Here is a 19,016-nt window from a genome sequence, read left to right as displayed (position 1 = left end):
GTTTTGAGACCTTAGGCTCAAAACTAAGTCATGGAACTTCTTTGAAGTTCGCTGACGTCCGTACTCACCCAAGGAAAGCTTCTGGCATACCTTTATTATAGATCTGAAGAAAATCCAACTCCCTTTTCTTTTACAAACCTAAGTCTGCGTATGGTTTTCGGTAGCCCACTTGAACAACTTTTCCGTCTTTGACAAGCAAAGGCCGCTTGATCAGCATACCGTCTGAAGCAAGGAGATCCGCCGCTTCTTTCACTGTCAGTTGATCCACCTTATCTTTCAAACCGAGTTCCCGGTATTTCATTCCGCTAGTATTGAAGAAAGACTTGATTGGTAGGCCAGAAGCTGCCATCCAGTCTTGCAATTCTTGGCTAGTCGGTGTTTCTGTGACGATGTTTTGGCTTTGAAACTCACATTGGAGACCGTCCAATTCTGATTTAGCCTTTCGACAAGTCGAACATTTTGGGTATTCAATAAATGTATACATCGATTTTATTTCTCCTTCCAGGTAATTCCTTCATGGTGTAAGAGCCAGCGTTTGCGATCGAGTCCAGATGCATAGCCCGTCAGTTGTCCATCTTTTCCCATCACGCGGTGGCAAGGGACTAAGATCGTCAAGGGATTGCGTCCAACAGCCTGTCCCACGGCTTGGGCTGAACCACAAGAAAGATCCTGGGCCAGCTGGCCATAGGTCTTGGTCTCACCATATGGGATCTCTCGCAATAACTGCCACACCCGCTCTTGAAAAGCTGTCCCTTGCGGTGCTAGTGGAAAGCTGATAGCGATTGGCTCCCCAGCAAAATAGTGATCCAACCACTCCTTCGCCTTCTCATGGTAGGGATGGACCTGCTCCAGCGCCCCATAGGGATCAGGCGCCTCCTCTTTTGGATCATAAAAATCAAGCTCTACAAGGCCTTCTCCACTGACAATGATCGAAAGAAGCCCCATAGGGCTTTCATAAAATTGTTTAAGATAGAGAGTCATTGTAGGCCGCTTCTGCTCTTTGGTCCCAGCGGTCCTCTTCTGAGACCACTTGGAATAGACTCGTTTCTGCTTTTCGTTTGATCTTTTGATAAGCCAGACGGACTCCATCAATAGGGACCTTCCCACAATAATGGTAGCCCAATTTTTCAAGCAAATGTTGCATGACCAGATTATCCGGGTGCGTATCGCAACGGAAATCTGGCCCTTTTTCTCCTTCGATTAAACCTTGAAGGAAGGTCTGAGCCACCCCTTTGCCAGCAGCTTCTTTGGCTACAGCGACGCGGTGAAAAGTGACATACATATAGTTGTCATGCTCCCACTTGCCATCGTAAATCTCATTATAGGCCGCTTCGTTGCCCTTGTAGACAGCTGCATAGGCCACGACTTCCTGATCTTCAACGGCCACATAGCCACGACTTTCTAGAATATCCTCAAAAATGATCTCTTCATCTGGATAGCCATCCTGCCACTGGTCGACCTGTCTTTGAGCCAGGCTTTCCTTGGCATCTTGGATGATTTCCATAATTCGCTTAATCTCGTTGGGATAAGCCATTCTAATTTCCATCCTGCTTCCAACCTTTCCTAGTCTTGATGGTAACGAGCATAGAGCTCACTCTTTTGCAGGCCGTATTGTTTGGCGACCTGTTTAATTGCTTGATTTTTCTTCATGCCCTCTTGGACCAAGGTATCGATCTCTTGGATCAAGTCGACCTCTTCTAGGTCTAGCTCTTCTTCCTTGGCTCCTTCGACGATCAGGAGGCACTCCCCTTTGAGGGGATTTTCTTCAAGAAATGCGACTAACTCAGAAATACTGCCGCGAGTATATTCCTCGTAGATTTTGGTTAATTCACGAACCAGGACGACAGGACGATCCCCATAGACAGCCAACATATTCTCTAAGGTTGCCTTCACTCGATGGGGAGACTCATAAAAGATCTGAGTCTCAGGATAGGCCACTTTTTCTTGGAAAAAGGCCTTCTGTTGCCCCTCTTTGCGAGGCAGAAATCCATAAAAAATATGAGGTTGAGGGGCTAGACCACTGGCAATCAAACCCGTTATACCCGCACTAGGACCAGGCACAGCTACGACAGGAATCTCTCGTTCAATCGCTGCCTTGACCAGATCATGACCGGGGTCAGAAATACTAGGGAGTCCTGCATCTGAGACTTGTGCCACATCCTTTCCTGATTCTAAATGGGCGATCAGATCTGGAATTTTCTCCATGGCATTGTGCTCATGAAAGCTAGTCTGGGGTGTCGCAATCTCAAAATGCTTGAGCAAGAGGCCTGTATTTCTAGTATCCTCAGCTGCGATCAAGTCGACATCCTTTAAGGTCTGGACCATGCGGTAACTCATATCCTCCCGATTGCCGATCGGTGTTGGGACCAGGTAAAGCACCCCTGTTTTCTTTTCCCCTTTAAAACTTCGTTGGATCTGCATGCTTACTCCCTAAATAACAACTCGTCACAAAACATACACTCTTCATCGTTCTCACGGCGTTGACCGTAGGAATAAGTGCAGATATGAAAACCGTCGTTGTAAATACGTTGCAAATTTTCACGGCCATGGTGTTGTGACTTTGCGGATGAAGTCTTCTCAACTTCCCCCAAACGCTCTCTCAATTTATCATTTTCTAAGCGAAGAGCTGTATTTTCTTCGATGACTTGTTTCAAATTTTTCTTGATGGCTTCGACTTCAGCCAAGGTGACCAACAAATTCTGAGAAAAGCCGTCTAAAGCATCAAATAATTCTTTTTTATTCATTCTGACTCCTTAACTTTCTAAGCTCAACACCATATATTCTAGAGCATTTTGAAAAGAAACATTGGCCTTCCACATCCTGCGAGCATGACTCAATTTCTCAAGCAACTGCTGGGATCGACTTAAGCGCAACTGCTCTTCTAAAGCCAACTCCATCAAACGAAAGGCCTGGCTTTGTTTTTCCTTATCATCTGCTAAACTCACCAAGCGTGTCACTTCCAAATAGGCGCGATTCAAATTGGATTGACAACGTTCGATGAACTGATCACAAACTTTTGCCAGTTCAAAAAACGTAGCATTCTTTTTTTGTTGTTCTGCTTCTTCGAGACTAAAACTAAAACGAGCTACTAAATTTGCCTGTGACTTGATCAAGCCTTCTTTTTCTAGCAGTTCCGTTAGGTAGGCTTGCTTTTTAGGAAAATGAACCTGCTGGGCCCGACTCTTGATAGTCGGTAAGATTAAGTTTTCATCGGATGTCAACAAGAAGAGATAGATCTCACTCTGGGGCTCTTCCATGACTTTTAAGAGAGAGTTGGCCGCATTGGTATGCATCTTATCCGCATCTTGGACGATAAAGACCTGCCGACTTCCTTCAAATCCTGATTGAGAAAAATCTTGAACCAGCGAACGAATGCGGTCCGTCTTAATGATCTGGTTGACTGGACGCACGATCTTTACGTCTGAGAATTCTTCTTCAGCAATCAAGCGGCAGGAACGGCATTTGCCACAAGGCCAGACTCCCTGCAAATCTTCGCAAAATTGACTTTGAGCTAGCAAGAGGGCCATCTCAAAACTGGCAAAAGAACCCGTAAAGAGATAAGCATGACTGAGCTGTTTGTGTTCCAAGATCTGGGTGAAGCGCTCCACCAATTCTGGCTGGAGCTGTTGGATCTCTTCTAGCTTCATTTCAATATCCCCAAGCGATTTTCTAAAACAGCCAAGACATCTGCAAAGACTGCTTCAAAGGATTGACTGGCATCGATTTTCACAATGCGCTCTGGTTCCTTTTCATACAAGGCCAAATAACCTTGTCTGACTTTTTGGTGAAGCTCCAATCCTTCCAAATCCAAACGATTGACTTCCCGCTCTTGGTTTTTCGCAATTCGAGCGAGCCCTTCTTCGACATCCAGATCAAAGTAAAGGGTGAGATCTGGTTTAAGACCATCTGTCGCGAATTGATTGAGCCACTCGATATCTTCCACACTCAGACCGCGACCATACCCTTGATAAGCGACCGAGCTATCAATAAAGCGGTCCATCAAGACAACCTTCCCAGCTGCAAGGGCTGGCAAGACGCGTTCCACCAAATGCTGCCGGCGACTAGCAATATAGAGCAACAACTCGGTCTTGGCATCCATACTAGTATGGTCTGGATCTAAAATGACTTGGCGGATCTTTTCTGCAATGTCTACACCGCCTGGTTCACGGGTTGTAATAAAAGGAATTCCTTTTTCTTCAAGTAGAGGCATAACGGCTTCTAGGACCGATGATTTCCCCGCTCCTTCTGGACCTTCAAATGAAATTAATGTACCGTTTACCATAGTATCCTCTTTCTAGTTTTCTTCTTTTTATTTTACCAAAAATAAGGGTAAAAATCTTGTATTTTAGGAGAGAAAATTTTTCAAAGTCATTTTCATTTTTTCACTTTTTTGTTACAATGATCTTATAAAGTTTTAGGAGACAACCTATCATGTTTAAATTTAAAGATATTCTGGCTATCATCTTGGGGGCCGGCATTTTTTCGTTTGGGATCTATTTTTTGGTCATTCCCTTTCACTTCTATGAAGGAGGAGCAACAGGGATTACCTTGATCACCTATTACCTCTTCAAAATCCCCGTATCCATCATGAACTTGCTGATCAATATCCCTCTTTTCATTCTGGCTTGGAAACTGCTGGGCAAGAAATCTCTTTACCTGAGCTTACTGGGGACTTTCTCGGTTTCCGCTTGGATGGCGATTTTTGAGGCCATGCCCCTCAGCCACCGCTACCATCACTTCATCTTTAACGCCTTTAAAGGAGATATTCTGCTTGCCTGTATAGCCTCAGGGGTTGTACTTGGTTTGGGGCTAGGGATTATCTTCAATGCTGGAGGAACCACTGGAGGAACAGATATCCTCGCTCGCATCTTTAACAAATACACTTCCCTCACCATGGGAAAACTCATGTTGATTGTCGATGCCATTGTTCTGATAACTGTTGTCGTAGTCTTCCAAGATGTCCGTACCGCTATGTACACCCTCTTCTTTATCCTGATTGACACCCTTGTGATCGACTTGATTGGAGAAGGTGGTTTTGCTGGAAAAGGCTTCCTTATCGTTACCTCTAAACCAGAAGAAATTGCCAAAAAGGTATCTGACGATCTGGGTCGCGGGATTACCTTTATCCGCGGGATGGGCTATTACAGCCGTAAGGACCTGGATATTGTCTACTGTGTCGTTTCGCGGAATGAGATGAAACAAATGAAAGACATCATCAATCAGATCGATCCATTCGCCTTCATCACCATTTCTGAAGCCCATGAAATTCTCGGCGAAGGCTTTACTTTAGATAAAGAAAAACAACCCATTACCCGTTAATAGAAAAATCAGACTGGATTGTCATCTAGCTTTGTTTTTCTATTTACGATTTTCCTTAGGTGAGTACGGACGTTAGGTGAAATTATCCAGTGGATGATTTCAGCAATCCAGGAAGTTCCATGACTAAATCAAGATACAAAGGGCGCCTGCGGATAAAGTCAAAATAGGAAGTTTGACGAAGAATCTTTAGATTCTAGGAAGACTTATCTTTTTGACACAATCCGCAACCTGTGTTCAATTTGTATTGAGCCCCTTCGCTTTTTAATTTCTAAGCTCAGGCTAAAACAGTTCCCCAAACTGTTTTACTCTCAAAAATTCCGAGAGCATGAAACAAGTATGTTTCATGCTCTTTTCTCACGGCGGAAAATCTTAGAATACACGTCATGATTAATAAAATCATAATTATTTTTATAGAATTTATTAGGTTACCTTATACAAAAATCAGACTGGATTGTCATCCAGCCTGATTTTTTTATTAAATAGCTTTTGCGGTTGTTCGAGTGATTTCATCGACTTTCAAACCGTTGGCTTCAAATTTACTACGGATTCCTTCTAGATCTGTCACCCCATCAATTTGGACTTCGATAACCACACGATCGTCTTTTGTTGGGATATTGACTGTATTTGCGATGTTATACCCTTCTTCTACAATCAAGTGAATGATTTGTTCTAGAACGCCAACCTTATCTTCTGTCACAAAGCGAACACGAACTCCTTCTTCTCCATAACCGGATACTTCAAGGAAAGCACGGAAAATATCACGGTCTGTGATGACACCGGATACTTGGTCATTGTCCACGACTGGAAGAATTCCCACCTTGTTCTTATACATGAGGTAGGTCGCATCTTCTAAGCTTGCAAATTTAGAGACGGTAATGACATCGCGAAGCATGACATCTTTAACCTTAGTCTTGTTCAACAGATAGTTCATCTCGAAAATAGACAAGCTTGTTGCTTTAGATGGACTTGCTTCTGCAATCGTACCTTCTGTCACCAAACCAACCAATTTATCGTTTTCAATGACTGGCAAACGGTGCAAACCTTGTTCGCGCATCAAATCTGCCGCGTGGGCAATTGTAGTATCTGGACTAATGTAAACCACTTTACGTGTCATAAAATCTTTAACAGCCATAACAAGTTCTCCTATGCTTTTATTAGTTTTATTATACTTGATTTTAAGAATGATTTCAAACGCTTTCAGCAGTTTTCTCTTGTTTTCAAAATTTAGAAAAATCAAACAAGAGGGATGAAAAAAGAAAGGTCTTCAGGACCTTTCTTTTTAATATTCTAGTGAACTTTAGAAATCTTATCCACCAAGGTAGGCCTTGCGGACTTCTTCTGAGGCTAAGAGTTCTTTTCCTGTTCCGGTAAGAACGACTTTCCCTGTTTCCAAAACATAACCGCGGTCTGCGATGGCAAGAGCCTTGTTGGCATTTTGCTCGATCAAGAGAACAGTTGTCCCTTGTTTTTGGATATCTTGGATGATATCAAAGATTTCTTGGATAAAGATTGGGGCCAATCCCATAGAAGGTTCATCCAGAAGCAAGAGTTTTGGCGTTGACATAAGTGCACGACCCATTGCAAGCATTTGTTGTTCCCCACCAGATAGGGTTGCTGCATCTTGGTTCTTCCGTTCTTCCAAACGTGGGAAACGGGAGAAGACTTTCTTCAAGTTAGCTTGATTTTCTTCTCGATCTTTCTTCAAGAAAGCTCCCATCTCCAAGTTTTCCATAACAGTTAAGCCTGGAAAGACGTGGCGGCCTTCTGGAACTTGAGAGAGTCCTGCTGCTACAATCTTTTGAGCCGGAACCTTTTGAATCTCCTGACCTAAAAACTCGATTTTCCCAGCACTTGGACGCACCAAACCTGAAATCGTACGAAGAATAGATGTTTTCCCAGCACCGTTAGCACCGATAAGAGAAACAACTTCCCCTTCATTCACCTCGAAACTGACATCACGGACAGCCTGGATCATGCCATAGTGTACAGAAAGATTTTCAACTTTTAACATAGACATTAGGCTTCACCTCCTAGATAGGCTTCGATTACGCGTTTGTTGGTCTTGATTTCATCTGGCGTACCATGGGCAATCAAGCGACCATATTCCAATACATAAATCCGTTCCGTTACTTCCATAACCAAGCTCATATCGTGCTCGATCAGCATGATCGTAATATTAAATTCTTTTTGAATGCGACGGATCAATTGGGTTAATTCTGCTGTTTCTTGAGGGTTCATCCCTGCAGCAGGTTCATCCAAGAAGAGGATTTTTGGCTCTGTCGCAAGGGCACGAACGATCTCCAAGTGACGTTGTTGTCCGTAAGCTAAGTTTTTGGCCAAGGTATCTGCTTCTTTTTCCAAACCAAAAATCGCTAACAATTCAAGGGCTTTCGCTTTCAAAGCTTCTTCATTCTTGTAATAGCTTGGCAAGCGGAAAAGACTCGCAAAGACATGTGGTTTGTGGTGATTGGCAAAGGCAATCAAGACATTGTCCAAAACGCTTAAATCTTTAAAGAGACGAATATTTTGGAAAGTCCGTCCCAGACCACCTGCAGCGATTTTATAAGGTGCTTTACCATTTAGGAGCTGACCATCTAAGGTAATGGTCCCTTCACTTGGTTCATATACCCCTGTTAGGAGGTTGAAGAGGGTTGTTTTACCGGCACCGTTGGGTCCGATCAATCCAACCAATTCCCCTTCATTGAGTTCCATGGTCACATCCCCAACGGCTGTCAAACCACCAAAGTTTTTTGTTAAATTTTTTACTTCAAGAAGTGCCATTAGTTAGCCTCCTTTTTTGAGAGTAGTTTTTTCAAGCTGAATTCCCATGTTCCAAGAAGACCACCTGGACGGAAGATCATTACGAGAATCAAAGCCAATGAGTAAATGATCATACGGACACTTGAGAAGTCTTGAAGCACCATGTTCAAGATACCCAAGACGATGGCTGCCACAACTGTTCCGGACATTGATCCCAAACCACCAAACACGACAATGATCAAGACATTAATGGTATTGGTGAAAGAGTAATCTTTAGGAACAACAGAGCCGATAAAGCCGGCTTGGAGAGATCCAGCAATCGCCGCTGTGATCGCACCAAATACAAAGGCGATGACTTTGACTTTGGTCGTATTGATCCCAACAGATTCTGCTGCGATTTCATCTTCACGAACAGAAAGGGTAGAGCGTCCAATTGGACTGCGTAAGAAGTTAATGGTAAAGATCGTTGTAATGACAACAAAGAGGTAAACCAATTGCCAAGTTGTAAAGGCTGGCAAACCAAGGATCCCAGCAGCCCCATTTGTTAGAGTACCACCATTGACGATCAAGATCCGGATGATTTCAGAAACCCCAAGTGTCGCAATCGCGAGGTAGTCCCCTTTCAAACGAAGGGTTGGAACCCCAACGATCAAGGCAACGACACCAGCAATCAAAGCACCTAAAACCATCGCGCCAAAGAAAGCCCCATAGGTTGGTGATTTGGAACCGAGAATGGCTGCAGAGTAGGCACCAATCGCCATAAATCCGGCATGGCCAAGTGAGAATTGACCTGAGAAACCAACGATGAGGTTCAAGCCAACTGCAAGGATAATATTAATTCCGATTTGTTCTAAAATTTGGATATAGAAGAGGTTGAGCACACCCGCTGCAACCAAGACTTGGATCAAGGCAAAACCTGCGACCAAAAGACCAAGCCAGACTAAATTCACTTTTAAATTTTGTTTCATGGCTTACACCTTCTCTTTCACATTTTTACCGAGGATACCTGCTGGACGGATGAGCAAGATCACAATCAAGATGGCATACACAATGGCATCACGGAAGTCTGAAAGACCGATCGCTGTAGCGAAGGTTTCCAACAAACCGATGACAAATCCACCTAGGGCAGCACCTGGAATGATTCCGATTCCTCCAAGAACGGCTGCGACAAAGGCTTTGATCCCTGGTGTCATCCCCATCAGAGGCTCGATCGAGTTGTAATACAAACCAATCAAGACACCACCAGCACCTGCCAAGGCTGATCCCAAAGCAAAGGTAAAGCTGATCGTACGGTTTACGTTAATCCCCATCAATTGAGCGGCATCACTATCAACAGATACAGCCCGCATGGCTTTCCCCATCTTTGTCTTTTGAATAATAAATTGAAGAGCGACCATCAAGAAAACAGACACTCCCAAGATCATCAACTGAATATTGGAGATTGAAATAGGACCGAAGTTGTAACGAACCGTTTTAATCACTTGCGGGAAGGAACGGGTATTGGCCCCTACGAAGAAGACCATCCCATATTCTAGCAAGAAGGAAACCCCGATGGCTGTGATCAAGGCTGCAATCCGAGTCGAATGACGAAGCGGACGATAAGCCAGGTATTCAATTACAACCCCTAAAATAGCCGTCCCAACCATGGCTAGGAGCAAGGCTACAAAGAAGTTCACTTTCCACGAGTTCAATAAGAAATATCCCATAAAGGCACCTACCATGTAGATATCTCCATGGGCAAAGTTGATCAATTTGATAATTCCATACACCATGGTATAACCAAGGGCCAAGAGTGCATAGACGCTTCCCAAGATTAGACCGTTCACTAATTGCTGGAGCATTTGAACCATCCTTTCTAACAATAAAGAGCGAGGCCAGGAATTTTCATTCTCCCAGCCTCTTGTACAAACAACAAATGATAATTATGGTTTAACAGACTCAACTGATTTGACTTTACCATCTTTCAAGCCAATCATAAGAGCTGATTTAACCGGGTTGTGGTTCTTGTCAATTGACATTGTACCAGTCACACCTTCCAAGTCTTTCAACTTCGCAAGGTTATCTTTCAATTCGACAGAGTTCTTAGCACCTTTAGATGCTTCTGCAACCATGTAAACTGAATCATAAGCCAAAGCTGCGAACATTGAAGGTTCTTCATTGTATTTCGCTTTGTATGCTTCTACGAATTTCTTGGCTTTATCAGTCATTTCACCTTCAGTAGAGAATCCAGCTACGTAGTAGATATCTGTAGCTGCAGCAGGTGTTGCTTGTTCAACAAATTTAGCATCGCTAAATCCATCCCCACCAATGATTGGTTGTTTGATTCCCATACCACGCGCTTGGTTTACGATCTTACCAGTTTCTGTGTAGTAACCTGGAAGAACAATCGCATCGAAGTCTTTATCTTTGATTTTTGTAAGGGCAGCTTGGAAGTCTGTATCCTTAGATTGGAAGGTTTCTGTTGCTACGATTTCACCTTTATAAGATTTCTTGAAGGCTTCAGCAATCCCTTTCGCATAGTCAGATGAGTTATCGTAGTAAAGAACGACTTTCTTCGCTTTCAAGTTATCAGTTGTGTATTTGGCAATGATTTTTCCTTGGAAGCTATCGATGAAGGTTGCACGGAAAAGGTAATCTTGACCTTTTGTCAAATCATCTTGAGTTGCAGATGGTGTAACCAATGGAACACCTGCTTTACCAGCATTGGCAACGGCTGCTGCAGTAGCACCTGAAGTTGCAGGTCCTACAAGAGCGTTCACTTTTGATTGGGTTACAAGGTTTGTTGTGACTGTAGCTGCTTCAGCTGTTTCAGATTTGTTATCTTTATCTGTGACAACAATCTTCTTACCGTCAGCTCCACCCTTAGCGTTGATTTCATCAACGGCCAATTGAGCACCTTTTTGTTCAGCGCTACCGTAGGCTGCTACTTCACCAGTTTTTTCAAAGTTAAAACCGACTTTTAGTTCTTTGCCGATTTCGTTACCAGTTGTGTTTGAACCTGAAGTAGAAACTTCACCACAAGCAGCAAGAAGAGCGACACTTGCAATGGTTAAAAATGAAAGAGCAAATTTTTTCTTCATTTGTAATGATCTCCTTAAATGAATCTTAAAATAAATACATTAAGAATATACCGAATTATCTGACAATTGTCAATAAAAAAAACGCAATCCATCAAATGATTGCGTTTTCTAACCTTCTGTGACCACAGATGGGGTCTCCAATCGTTGTAAACTTCCTACAAAATCTGTATCTAAATCTTTGAGATGGCAAGGCAAGACCTTTTTGACATAACGTTCTTTCTTTAAGTCTTCCATGACTTGATCGGCCTTGTCACTGTCCACATACAATTGGACATAACGGCATTTCTTAGAATGGTACAAGACATCTCCGACTGATTGTAATTTTTTCCCGTCTCGATTGTAATACAATTTAACAATTAAGCCTGTTCTTTCTTGTTTCTCAAACATGGTCAATCCCTTTCTCGTTCTGTTACTAGTATATCAAATTTCAAGAAAAAGAACTACTCTTTTATGAGAGCAAAAAAAGAGAGTGGGACAGAAATCGGTAATTCGTTAGAATTCGATTTCGTCGTCCCACCTCCGCACAGTTGAGTAGGGCTGTAAAAGCTGATGAAATCAGCGTAGTAGAGCCCACTCAACCACTGTGTTTTGCTCGACAATCCAAAAATAATTGAGAGGCTAGGACTTTTGTCCCAGCCTCTTGACGGACCTTCCCATAGGATGGTTTAGTCCAATTTATTATTGGCCATGATTTCATCAATAAAGCCATATTCAAGTGTTTCTTGCGCGCTCATCCAATTGTCACGTTCAGCATCAGCATGCACTTTTTCGATCGGTTGACCTGAATTTTCCGCAAGGATTTTTTCCAAGTTATTCCGTGTTTTGAGCAAGTGTTCTGCTGCAATCGCCATATCGGTTTGTTGGGTACCACCACCAGTACCACCCATTGGTTGGTGAATCATGTACTCGGCGTTTGGCAACATGAAGCGTTTGCCCTTCGCACCGCTTGAAGCAATGATAGTTCCCATAGATGCTGCCATCCCCATAACAATGGTTTGGACATCTGACTTGATAAAGTTCATAGTATCTACAATGGCGAGACCTGCAGAGACAGAGCCACCTGGTGTATTGATATACATATAGATATCTTTTGTATTATCTTGGGCATCCAAGAAGAGCAATTGAGCGATAATGGAGTTAGCCATTTGGTCCTCAACTGGTCCTGTTACCATGATAATTCGATCTTTCAACAGACGGGAATAAATATCGTAAGAACGTTCTCCACGACTGGTTTGTTCAATAACTACTGGAATCATCTATTCTTCTCCTTTAGTATCCATTCATTCTCACGATTCGTGAGGTTCAAAGTATATGTGCTATTATAAACCAATGGTCAAAAAAGGTCAAATCTTAAGCATCTTTCGGACAAATCATGAATGGTTTCTTATTTGGTACCGAATAAACGGTCACCTGCATCTCCAAGACCAGGAACAATGTAGCCATGTTCATTCAAATGATCATCGAGGGCTGCTGTAAAGATATCAACATCTGGGTGAGCTTCTTGAAGAGCTTTCACCCCTTCTGGCGCTGATACTAGGCAGACAAATTTAATATGGCTAGCGCCACGTTTTTTCAAGGAATCAATCGCTAGAATAGCGGATCCACCCGTAGCAAGCATCGGGTCTACTACAAAGATACGACGTTGATCAATATCTTCTGGCAATTTCACCAAGTATTCAACTGGTTTCAAGGTTTCTTCATCACGGTACATCCCGATATGGCCAACCTTAGCAGCTGGTACCAAGCTCAAGAGACCATCAACCATCCCAATCCCTGCACGAAGAATTGGGACAATAGCCAACTTCTTCCCCGCGATTTGTTTTTGAACGGTTTTGGTAATAGGAGTTTCAATTTCAACATCCTCAAGAGGCAATTCACGCAACACTTCGTAGCCCATCAACATAGCAATCTCATTTACCAATTCACGAAAGGCCTTTGTAGAGGTATCTGTACGACGGAGAATAGACAATTTATGTTGAATGAGTGGATGTGTAATAACTTCTAGTTTTCCCATTTTTGAGATCCTTCTTTCTAAGCTGCTATCTTTTAAAAAGGAGCTTGGATTGAGGAAGAGTCAAACTTTCCCTCTTTCTGTTACTCCTTTTTGATACGCGCAACACGTGGAAATCTTCATTTCCAACTTTATATTCGTCTTATTATACCAAATTTCACCAAAAAAAGAGAGCCCTTACACTTAATTTTTTAAAGTTCGGACTCACTCTTTCTATGGAAAAATCACAACCATTCCTTGTATTTCTTGATATAGATACGTTTGACAACCGTCACACTAAGCATATAGAGGACGATAATAGCAAACAATAGAACAAAGTACAATCCATTGAGTTGGCTCAACTTCAAGATAGAAGCCAAAGGACTATATGGAAGGGAGGTTACAAAGAAGGCTGCTGCTAAGGTCGTCACTACGACTGAGAAGGCTGGACGACTTTGGATAAATGGCAGTTTTGGTGAACGCAACATATGAATAACCATGGTTTGAGACCACATAGATTCGATAAACCATCCAGTTTGGAACACCATGATAAAGGCTGCTGCATCTGCTGCTCCATGGTTGTAGCCATGACCTAAAATCATAGGAACAACAAGGAAGTAAAGAAGCATGTAGGTAATAATATCAAATACAGATGAAATTGGACCAATCCAGGCCATAAAACGCATGATGGAGTTTGCTTCCCAGATACGAGGTTTCTTGAGGAATTCCTTGTCGACATTGTCAAAAGGAAGGGCGATACAAGAAAGATCATAGATAAGATTGAGCACAATCAAATGAACGGGAGCCATTGGAAGGAAAGGCAAAAAGATGCTGGCGAAGAGCAGAGAGAAAATGTTCCCGAAGTTAGAAGAGACCGTCATCTTGATGTACTTGGTCATATTGGCATAGACCTTGCGGCCTTCAACCAAACCTTTTTCAAGGACCATCAAGTCCTTATCTAGAAGGATGACATCTGCCGTTTCTTTGGCAATATCAACAGCGGTATCCACAGAGATCCCAACGTCTGAGACCTTCATGGATGGAGCATCGTTGATCCCATCTCCCATGTAACCAACCTTGTGGCCATTGTTCTTGAGGCAGAGGATGATCCGCGCTTTTTGATCTGGTGATAGTTTGGCAAAGACCGTTGTTGTTTCCACAACTTGTGCTAACTCTTGGTCTGTCATCGTATCGATTTCGCTTCCCAAAAAAATCCGCTCGACATCTAGTCCTACTTTTTCACAGACGGCTTGGGTGACCTTTTCATTGTCCCCAGTTAAGATCTTGGTGGTTACCCCATATTCTGCAAGAGCTTTGATCGCTGGAGCTGCAGAAGGTTTTGGTGGATCAAGAAAGGCAAGGTAACCAGTTAGGATCATGTCTCGTTCATCTTCAACACTAAAGATGTCATTTTCGTCCAAATCGGTTTTGTAGCTAACACCCAAAACACGAAGTCCTTGTTCATTTAACTGAGCAACTTCAGCGAGGACCTCTTGACGAACTTCATCTGTCAGGCGTTTAATCTCCCCCTTGTACTCAACATAAGTCGATACAGAAAGCATTTCTTCCAAGGCACCCTTGGTCACCATGCTGACCACACCGTCTTCGTCTTTGACAATGACACTCATGCGACGACGTTCAAAATCAAAGGGCAATTCATCAATCTTATGGAAGGTTTGATCCAGGTCGCGAACAATTTCATGTTTCTTGGCTTCTTTCTGGGTCCGATTGATAATCGCCCGGTCCATCAAATTTTTTAGCCCGGTTTGGAAATAGGAATTCAAGTAAGCCCGGCGAAGGACTGATAGATCCAAATCGCCATGGATATCAAGCGGATACTCCAAAACGATTTCATCTTGGGTCAAGGTTCCTGTCTTATCAGTACACAAAATATCGATAGCGCCGAGGTCTTGGATGGCATTGAGTTTTTTGATAACGACTTTTTCTTTTGCCATGATGATGGAGCCCTTAGCAAGACTCGCTGTAATAATCATCGGCAGCATTTCCGGAGTCAAACCAACCCCAACGCTGAGGGCAAAGACACCCGCTTCTAACCAGTCACCATCTGTGAGGCCATTGATCACAAAGACAATGGGCACCATCACTAACATGAGCCGAATCAAGAGCCAAGAGATGGTATTCATTTCTCTCTCAAATGAGGTTGGTTCGTCATAAGTGTTGATGGTTTGCTCAATAGCTCCCATCATGGTTTCATCTCCCACGACCAAGACCAAGGCTGTCGCCCGTCCGGAGATGACATTGGTCCCCATAAAGGCCAAACTTTCACTTTCCAAGAGACTATCTAGATTTTGACTGTCGGCTTTTCTGAGACAAACCTTTTCAACAGCATCACTTTCCCCCGTGAGACCAGATTGTTGGACAAAGAAGTCACGGGAATCAATCAAGACCACATCTGATGGGATCATATCGCCGGCACTCAGTTTGATCACATCACCTACGACGATTTCATCGATCGGAATTTCTTGTTCCGATCCATCACGCAGAACGGTCGCTGTATTGACAATCATACGTGATAAGTTGCTAGCTGCTTTGTCGCTCCGCAATTCTTGAATGAAGCGGATACCACCAGAGATCAAGACCAAGGTCACAATGATGATGGAGGTCGTTGGATCCTGTTCACCTGGTTTTGCTAGCCAGACATTAGTAATGAAGGAAACCAGCGCAATGACCAACAAAATCACCGTAAAAGGATTGATGATCGATTCGTAGATCTTTTTGATCATGGAATCTTCTTGACCTTTTGTGATGACATTTTCGCCATAAATATCACGGTTTTCTTCTACTTGATCGTCAACCAAACCAAGGGCACTGGTTTTGTAGTTGGCAAAGGTGCTTTCAAGTGGTTCTTGAAGAGCAGCAATGAGTCTTTCTTTATTTGTTTGCATTAGTATCTCCTTTTTCAATCAGGAGCCAATCACTTTTGGAGTCCCTACGACACAAATCAGCGATTGGCTGGTTCGGTGCGGTTCGGGATGATCGTCGATTTGTATCATAGCTCTCTCCTTTCTCTTTTCTTGGTAAGGCATAAAAAAGAGTCCTACCCTCGATCGGTAGGACTCATGAAACTCGTCATTTATTTTTCAATCAAAACTCTCAAAAAACTGACCGTCCAAGCTTTAGCTCCACAAGGCAATGAAATGAACTTAGTCTTGACCTTTGCGATCAGAACTGTTGACCAACGAGTAGTGTCTCCACTGCTTTGCGGTAGTCATCCGTATCCTTGTGGTAGCCTCACCTACCGTATTTCGAGTATATTGTACTCCTTCACTTACAGAAAGTCAACACTTATTTGTGAAAAGTTTCCACCAAGCGTTTGGTGATTTCTTCAATGAGGGTGAAGGGAGCTGCCACATTGAGGCGAGCATGCAAGTTTCCTTCTTTTCCAAAATCTGTTCCACGATTCAAAATCAATTTGGCTTGGTCATGAATTTTAGCATGCAGCTCATCATCGGTATAAGGATAGGCTGAAAAGTCCAACCAAAGAAGATAAGTTCCTTGGGGCTTCATGACACGGATTTGTGTCTTTTCATGCAATTCATCTACCACATAGTCGATGTGTTTTTCAAAGACTTGCTTGAGCTCTGTCAACCAAGGTTTACCATGGCGATAAGCCGCTTCTGTTGCAATATAGCCCAAGCCTGAGATTTCATGTTGATTATTGGCCAATTGCCGTTGTTTAAAAGCCGTACGAAGCTTTGGATTTTCAATAACCACATAGGAATTTTTTGTTCCTGCAATATTGAAAGTCTTGGTTGCACTGGTTAAGATCAAGCTGAAATCTTTAAAGCTTGGATCAACCGTGTTAAAGCTGGTATGACGGTGGCCAAACAAGGCCAAATCTTGGTGGATCTCATCTGAAACGAGAAGGACACCATGTTTTTGACAGAGGTGGCCGATTTTTTCCAAGACTTCACGATCCCATACACGGCCTCCAGGATTGTGCGGATTGCACAAAACATAGAGTTTAACGTCTTGCTCCACAATGTCTTTTTCTAGCTGATCAAAATCAATTTGGAAAAGACCGTCTTTTTCGACTAACGAATTTTCGATCAATTTTCGACGATTGAGTTTGACACTTCGGGCAAATGGAGGATAGACCGGTGTATTGATTAAGACCGCATCCCCTTCCTTGGTGAAGGCTTGAATAGCTGTTGAAATAGCTGGAACAACGCCTTCGATAAAGACGACAGCTTCCTTGTCAAAGGAATAGCCATGCTCTTCTTTTTCCCAATCAAGGATAGACTGGTAGAGGCTATCCGATGCATAGGTGTAGCCATAGACCATTTGGTCTGCATAGCCGATAACAGCTTCTCGTACTTCTGGAATGACATTAAAATCCATGTCCGCGATCCAAGCTGGAATGATTTCTGGATCTGTCTCAGTTTCTTTCCACTTGTAGGTATGGTGGGTCAATCGATTCGGTAAAGTCGTGAAATCATATTTGGTCATCTTAAGCCTCCAATGCTTGTTTCAAATCGTCAATCAAATCATCCGCATCTTCGATTCCGATGGACAACCGAAGCAGATCATCTGTCAAACCGTATGAATGGCGAACTTCTGCAGGGATGTCCGCATGAGTCTGAGTGGTAGGATAAGTGATCAAACTTTCAACTCCACCAAGACTTTCTGCAAAGGTAAAGACTTGAAGGGAATTCAACAAGTTAGGAATTTTTTTCTCATCTTGAATTTTAAAGGAGACCATTCCACCTTTTCCAGTGTAGAGGACTTCTTTGACCTGAGGGGAGGTTTTCAAAAACTCGACTACCTTGCGGGCATTCTCAGTGGAGCGCTCCATCCGGATAGAGAGTGTCTTGAGACCACGGATCAACAGATAGCTGTCAAATGGGGAAAGAACAGCACCTGTCGTGTTCAAATTGTAAAAGAGTTTGTCATACAGATCTGCATCATTTGTCACGACAACACCAGCCAAGACATCGTTGTGACCAGCCAGGTACTTGGTTGCTGAATGTAGGACAATATCTGCTCCCTCTTCAATCGGACGTTGATAGATTGGGCTATAGAAGGTATTGTCCACCACGACTTTGGCACCTTTTGCATGGGCCAATTTGGCTAAATGAGCAATATCAAATTCCAACATCAATGGATTGGTTGGTGTTTCAATATAGAGGACATCCACCGGATCATGATCTAGATGGTGGATCAGTTCTTCTTCTGTATTGGCATAGGTGAAAGAGAAACGACCTTCTTGCTCTTGTTGGTTAAACCAGCGGAAAGAACCGCCATACAGGTCACGAACAGCTAAGACTTTTGAACCAACTGGGAAAATGCTAAAAGCAAGCACGATGGCTGACATTCCAGAGCTTGTCGCCAAAGCATAATCTGCACTTTCGATAGCTGCCAAAGTCTTTTCAGCTGTTGCGCGTGTTGGATTTTTCGTACGGGTATAGTCAAAACCTGTAGACTGACCAAATTCTGGGTGTTGGTAAGTCGTAGAGAAATGCAAAGGAGTCGTCAAAGCTCCCGTTGCTTTATCCGACTTGATTCCTGCCTGTGCCAAGATAGTATTGATATTGCGTTTTTTACTCATATTGCCCTCCGATAAACATTCAATCTAACTGATTACTATTTTATCACTATTATGAGGAGAGCGGTTTTCCCATTTTCAAGACCTAGCTATAGTTTCAAACTATAAGAAAAGGCTGGGCACTTATGTCCAGCCTGAGAGTATAGACAAACAGTTCTTCTTTACAAATCTAATAAATTCTATAAAAATTAATACGTTTGAATTATTCAATCATCTACTGAAACTTTCCGATGTGAGAAAAGTGCCTGAAACGATTCAGTTTCAGGCACTCGGAATTATTGAGACCTTAGGCTCAATAATT

General features: G+C 42.9%; 20 protein-coding genes and 1 riboswitch. Of the genes, 1 reads left to right on the top strand and 19 read right to left on the bottom strand.

Annotation, left to right across the window (positions count from 1 at the left end; all coding sequences use genetic code 11):
• Window positions 1–130: 130 nt before the first annotated feature.
• Genes ABVF55_RS03945 through tmk form a run of 7 tightly spaced genes read right to left on the bottom strand, consistent with a single transcriptional unit; the run spans window position 131 to window position 4,282 of the window.
• Entirely contained in the window at window positions 131–484 is a 354-nt protein-coding gene (locus tag ABVF55_RS03945; protein WP_003013024.1) for an arsenate reductase family protein, read from the bottom strand.
• A 5-nt stretch (window positions 485–489) separates the two neighbouring features.
• On the bottom strand, window positions 490–981 hold the full coding sequence (locus ABVF55_RS03940; RefSeq protein WP_445285561.1) for a methylated-DNA--[protein]-cysteine S-methyltransferase: 492 nt from the start codon (window positions 979–981) through the stop codon (window positions 490–492).
• Complete coding sequence (locus ABVF55_RS03935; RefSeq protein WP_003008260.1) at window positions 965–1,546, bottom strand: GNAT family N-acetyltransferase; 582 nt, start codon at window positions 1,544–1,546, stop codon at window positions 965–967. Before ABVF55_RS03935 ends, ABVF55_RS03940 begins: the two co-directional genes overlap by 17 nt.
• A 17-nt stretch (window positions 1,547–1,563) precedes the next feature.
• Window positions 1,564–2,421: a 16S rRNA (cytidine(1402)-2'-O)-methyltransferase gene (gene rsmI / locus ABVF55_RS03930; protein WP_003005580.1), complete on the bottom strand. Its 858-nt coding sequence runs from the start codon at window positions 2,419–2,421 to the stop codon at window positions 1,564–1,566.
• 2 nt (window positions 2,422–2,423) lie between these two features.
• Window positions 2,424–2,744, bottom strand: coding sequence for a DNA replication initiation control protein YabA (yabA, locus tag ABVF55_RS03925; protein ID WP_003005416.1), 321 nt, complete (start codon window positions 2,742–2,744; stop codon window positions 2,424–2,426).
• Window positions 2,745–2,753: 9 nt separating this feature from the next.
• Entirely contained in the window at window positions 2,754–3,647 is an 894-nt protein-coding gene (locus ABVF55_RS03920) for a DNA polymerase III subunit delta' (RefSeq protein ID WP_070675047.1), read from the bottom strand.
• Window positions 3,644–4,282, bottom strand: a complete 639-nt coding sequence (tmk, locus tag ABVF55_RS03915; protein WP_445285560.1) for a dTMP kinase — start codon at window positions 4,280–4,282, stop codon at window positions 3,644–3,646. The genes ABVF55_RS03920 and tmk overlap by 4 nt, the downstream gene beginning before the upstream one ends.
• A 149-nt stretch (window positions 4,283–4,431) precedes the next feature.
• Between tmk and ABVF55_RS03910 the strand changes: the two genes are divergently transcribed.
• Window positions 4,432–5,319, top strand: coding sequence for a YitT family protein (locus ABVF55_RS03910; RefSeq protein ID WP_445285559.1), 888 nt, complete (start codon window positions 4,432–4,434; stop codon window positions 5,317–5,319).
• A gap of 475 nt (window positions 5,320–5,794) precedes the next feature.
• Here the strand turns inward: ABVF55_RS03910 and ABVF55_RS03905 are convergent, their stop codons facing one another.
• The 12 genes from ABVF55_RS03905 to ABVF55_RS03850 all read right to left on the bottom strand — a co-directional run bounded on the left by ABVF55_RS03905 (window position 5,795) and on the right by ABVF55_RS03850 (window position 18,718).
• Complete coding sequence (locus ABVF55_RS03905) at window positions 5,795–6,451, bottom strand: CBS domain-containing protein (RefSeq protein ID WP_003005183.1); 657 nt, start codon at window positions 6,449–6,451, stop codon at window positions 5,795–5,797.
• 174 nt (window positions 6,452–6,625) lie between these two features.
• Complete coding sequence (locus ABVF55_RS03900) at window positions 6,626–7,336, bottom strand: ABC transporter ATP-binding protein (RefSeq protein WP_003005434.1); 711 nt, start codon at window positions 7,334–7,336, stop codon at window positions 6,626–6,628.
• Window positions 7,336–8,100, bottom strand: a complete 765-nt coding sequence (locus ABVF55_RS03895; RefSeq protein WP_003005595.1) for an ABC transporter ATP-binding protein — start codon at window positions 8,098–8,100, stop codon at window positions 7,336–7,338. The genes ABVF55_RS03900 and ABVF55_RS03895 overlap by 1 nt, the downstream gene beginning before the upstream one ends.
• Window positions 8,100–9,047 (bottom strand): branched-chain amino acid ABC transporter permease, encoded by a 948-nt coding sequence (locus ABVF55_RS03890; protein ID WP_003008278.1) that lies wholly within the window; start codon window positions 9,045–9,047, stop codon window positions 8,100–8,102. The genes ABVF55_RS03895 and ABVF55_RS03890 overlap by 1 nt, the downstream gene beginning before the upstream one ends.
• A gap of 3 nt (window positions 9,048–9,050) precedes the next feature.
• Window positions 9,051–9,920, bottom strand: coding sequence for a branched-chain amino acid ABC transporter permease (locus ABVF55_RS03885; RefSeq protein WP_021153669.1), 870 nt, complete (start codon window positions 9,918–9,920; stop codon window positions 9,051–9,053).
• 81 nt (window positions 9,921–10,001) lie between these two features.
• Window positions 10,002–11,159, bottom strand: coding sequence for an ABC transporter substrate-binding protein (locus ABVF55_RS03880; RefSeq protein ID WP_023918808.1), 1,158 nt, complete (start codon window positions 11,157–11,159; stop codon window positions 10,002–10,004).
• 108 nt (window positions 11,160–11,267) lie between these two features.
• Complete coding sequence (locus tag ABVF55_RS03875) at window positions 11,268–11,546, bottom strand: DUF2129 domain-containing protein (RefSeq protein WP_003013098.1); 279 nt, start codon at window positions 11,544–11,546, stop codon at window positions 11,268–11,270.
• A gap of 278 nt (window positions 11,547–11,824) precedes the next feature.
• The gene (locus ABVF55_RS03870) at window positions 11,825–12,415 is read right to left on the bottom strand and encodes an ATP-dependent Clp protease proteolytic subunit (protein WP_049473995.1); all 591 of its coding nucleotides are present in this window, start codon (window positions 12,413–12,415) and stop codon (window positions 11,825–11,827) included.
• Between the two features lie 128 nt (window positions 12,416–12,543).
• Complete coding sequence (gene upp, locus ABVF55_RS03865; RefSeq protein WP_049491218.1) at window positions 12,544–13,173, bottom strand: uracil phosphoribosyltransferase; 630 nt, start codon at window positions 13,171–13,173, stop codon at window positions 12,544–12,546.
• 221 nt (window positions 13,174–13,394) lie between these two features.
• The gene (gene mgtA / locus ABVF55_RS03860; protein ID WP_445285558.1) at window positions 13,395–16,055 is read right to left on the bottom strand and encodes a magnesium-translocating P-type ATPase; all 2,661 of its coding nucleotides are present in this window, start codon (window positions 16,053–16,055) and stop codon (window positions 13,395–13,397) included.
• 207 nt (window positions 16,056–16,262) lie between these two features.
• Window positions 16,263–16,420: riboswitch (M-box (ykoK) riboswitch) on the bottom strand.
• Between the two features lie 35 nt (window positions 16,421–16,455).
• Window positions 16,456–17,619, bottom strand: coding sequence for a MalY/PatB family protein (locus ABVF55_RS03855; RefSeq protein ID WP_445285557.1), 1,164 nt, complete (start codon window positions 17,617–17,619; stop codon window positions 16,456–16,458).
• A 1-nt stretch (window position 17,620) separates the two neighbouring features.
• Entirely contained in the window at window positions 17,621–18,718 is a 1,098-nt protein-coding gene (locus ABVF55_RS03850) for a cystathionine gamma-synthase (RefSeq protein ID WP_070449302.1), read from the bottom strand.
• Window positions 18,719–19,016: the final 298 nt, after the last annotated feature.

The organism is Streptococcus sp. KHUD_012, from assembly GCF_052588255.1.
Note: the sequence above shows the minus strand (reverse complement) of the source record. Positions and strands in the feature narration are given on the sequence as shown.

Excerpts from the sequence above, each read along its gene's own strand:
- ABVF55_RS03850 (WP_070449302.1), bottom strand. The coding sequence starts at position 18,718 with ATGAGTAAAAAACGCAATATCAATACTATCTTGGCACAGGCAGGAATC.
- ABVF55_RS03895 (WP_003005595.1), bottom strand. The coding sequence starts at position 8,100 with ATGGCACTTCTTGAAGTAAAAAATTTAACAAAAAACTTTGGTGGTTTG.
- ABVF55_RS03870 (WP_049473995.1), bottom strand. The coding sequence starts at position 12,415 with ATGATTCCAGTAGTTATTGAACAAACCAGTCGTGGAGAACGTTCTTAC.
- ABVF55_RS03945 (WP_003013024.1), bottom strand. The coding sequence starts at position 484 with ATGTATACATTTATTGAATACCCAAAATGTTCGACTTGTCGAAAGGCT.
- upp (WP_049491218.1), bottom strand. The coding sequence starts at position 13,173 with ATGGGAAAACTAGAAGTTATTACACATCCACTCATTCAACATAAATTG.
- rsmI (WP_003005580.1), bottom strand. The coding sequence starts at position 2,421 with ATGCAGATCCAACGAAGTTTTAAAGGGGAAAAGAAAACAGGGGTGCTT.
- ABVF55_RS03920 (WP_070675047.1), bottom strand. The coding sequence starts at position 3,647 with ATGAAGCTAGAAGAGATCCAACAGCTCCAGCCAGAATTGGTGGAGCGC.
- ABVF55_RS03935 (WP_003008260.1), bottom strand. The coding sequence starts at position 1,546 with ATGGAAATTAGAATGGCTTATCCCAACGAGATTAAGCGAATTATGGAA.
- yabA (WP_003005416.1), bottom strand. The coding sequence starts at position 2,744 with ATGAATAAAAAAGAATTATTTGATGCTTTAGACGGCTTTTCTCAGAAT.
- ABVF55_RS03880 (WP_023918808.1), bottom strand. The coding sequence starts at position 11,159 with ATGAAGAAAAAATTTGCTCTTTCATTTTTAACCATTGCAAGTGTCGCT.
- ABVF55_RS03875 (WP_003013098.1), bottom strand. The coding sequence starts at position 11,546 with ATGTTTGAGAAACAAGAAAGAACAGGCTTAATTGTTAAATTGTATTAC.
- ABVF55_RS03940 (WP_445285561.1), bottom strand. The coding sequence starts at position 981 with ATGACTCTCTATCTTAAACAATTTTATGAAAGCCCTATGGGGCTTCTT.
- mgtA (WP_445285558.1), bottom strand. The coding sequence starts at position 16,055 with ATGCAAACAAATAAAGAAAGACTCATTGCTGCTCTTCAAGAACCACTT.
- ABVF55_RS03910 (WP_445285559.1), top strand. The coding sequence starts at position 4,432 with ATGTTTAAATTTAAAGATATTCTGGCTATCATCTTGGGGGCCGGCATT.
- tmk (WP_445285560.1), bottom strand. The coding sequence starts at position 4,282 with ATGGTAAACGGTACATTAATTTCATTTGAAGGTCCAGAAGGAGCGGGG.
- ABVF55_RS03885 (WP_021153669.1), bottom strand. The coding sequence starts at position 9,920 with ATGCTCCAGCAATTAGTGAACGGTCTAATCTTGGGAAGCGTCTATGCA.
- ABVF55_RS03905 (WP_003005183.1), bottom strand. The coding sequence starts at position 6,451 with ATGGCTGTTAAAGATTTTATGACACGTAAAGTGGTTTACATTAGTCCA.
- ABVF55_RS03900 (WP_003005434.1), bottom strand. The coding sequence starts at position 7,336 with ATGTCTATGTTAAAAGTTGAAAATCTTTCTGTACACTATGGCATGATC.
- ABVF55_RS03890 (WP_003008278.1), bottom strand. The coding sequence starts at position 9,047 with ATGAAACAAAATTTAAAAGTGAATTTAGTCTGGCTTGGTCTTTTGGTC.
- ABVF55_RS03855 (WP_445285557.1), bottom strand. The coding sequence starts at position 17,619 with ATGACCAAATATGATTTCACGACTTTACCGAATCGATTGACCCACCAT.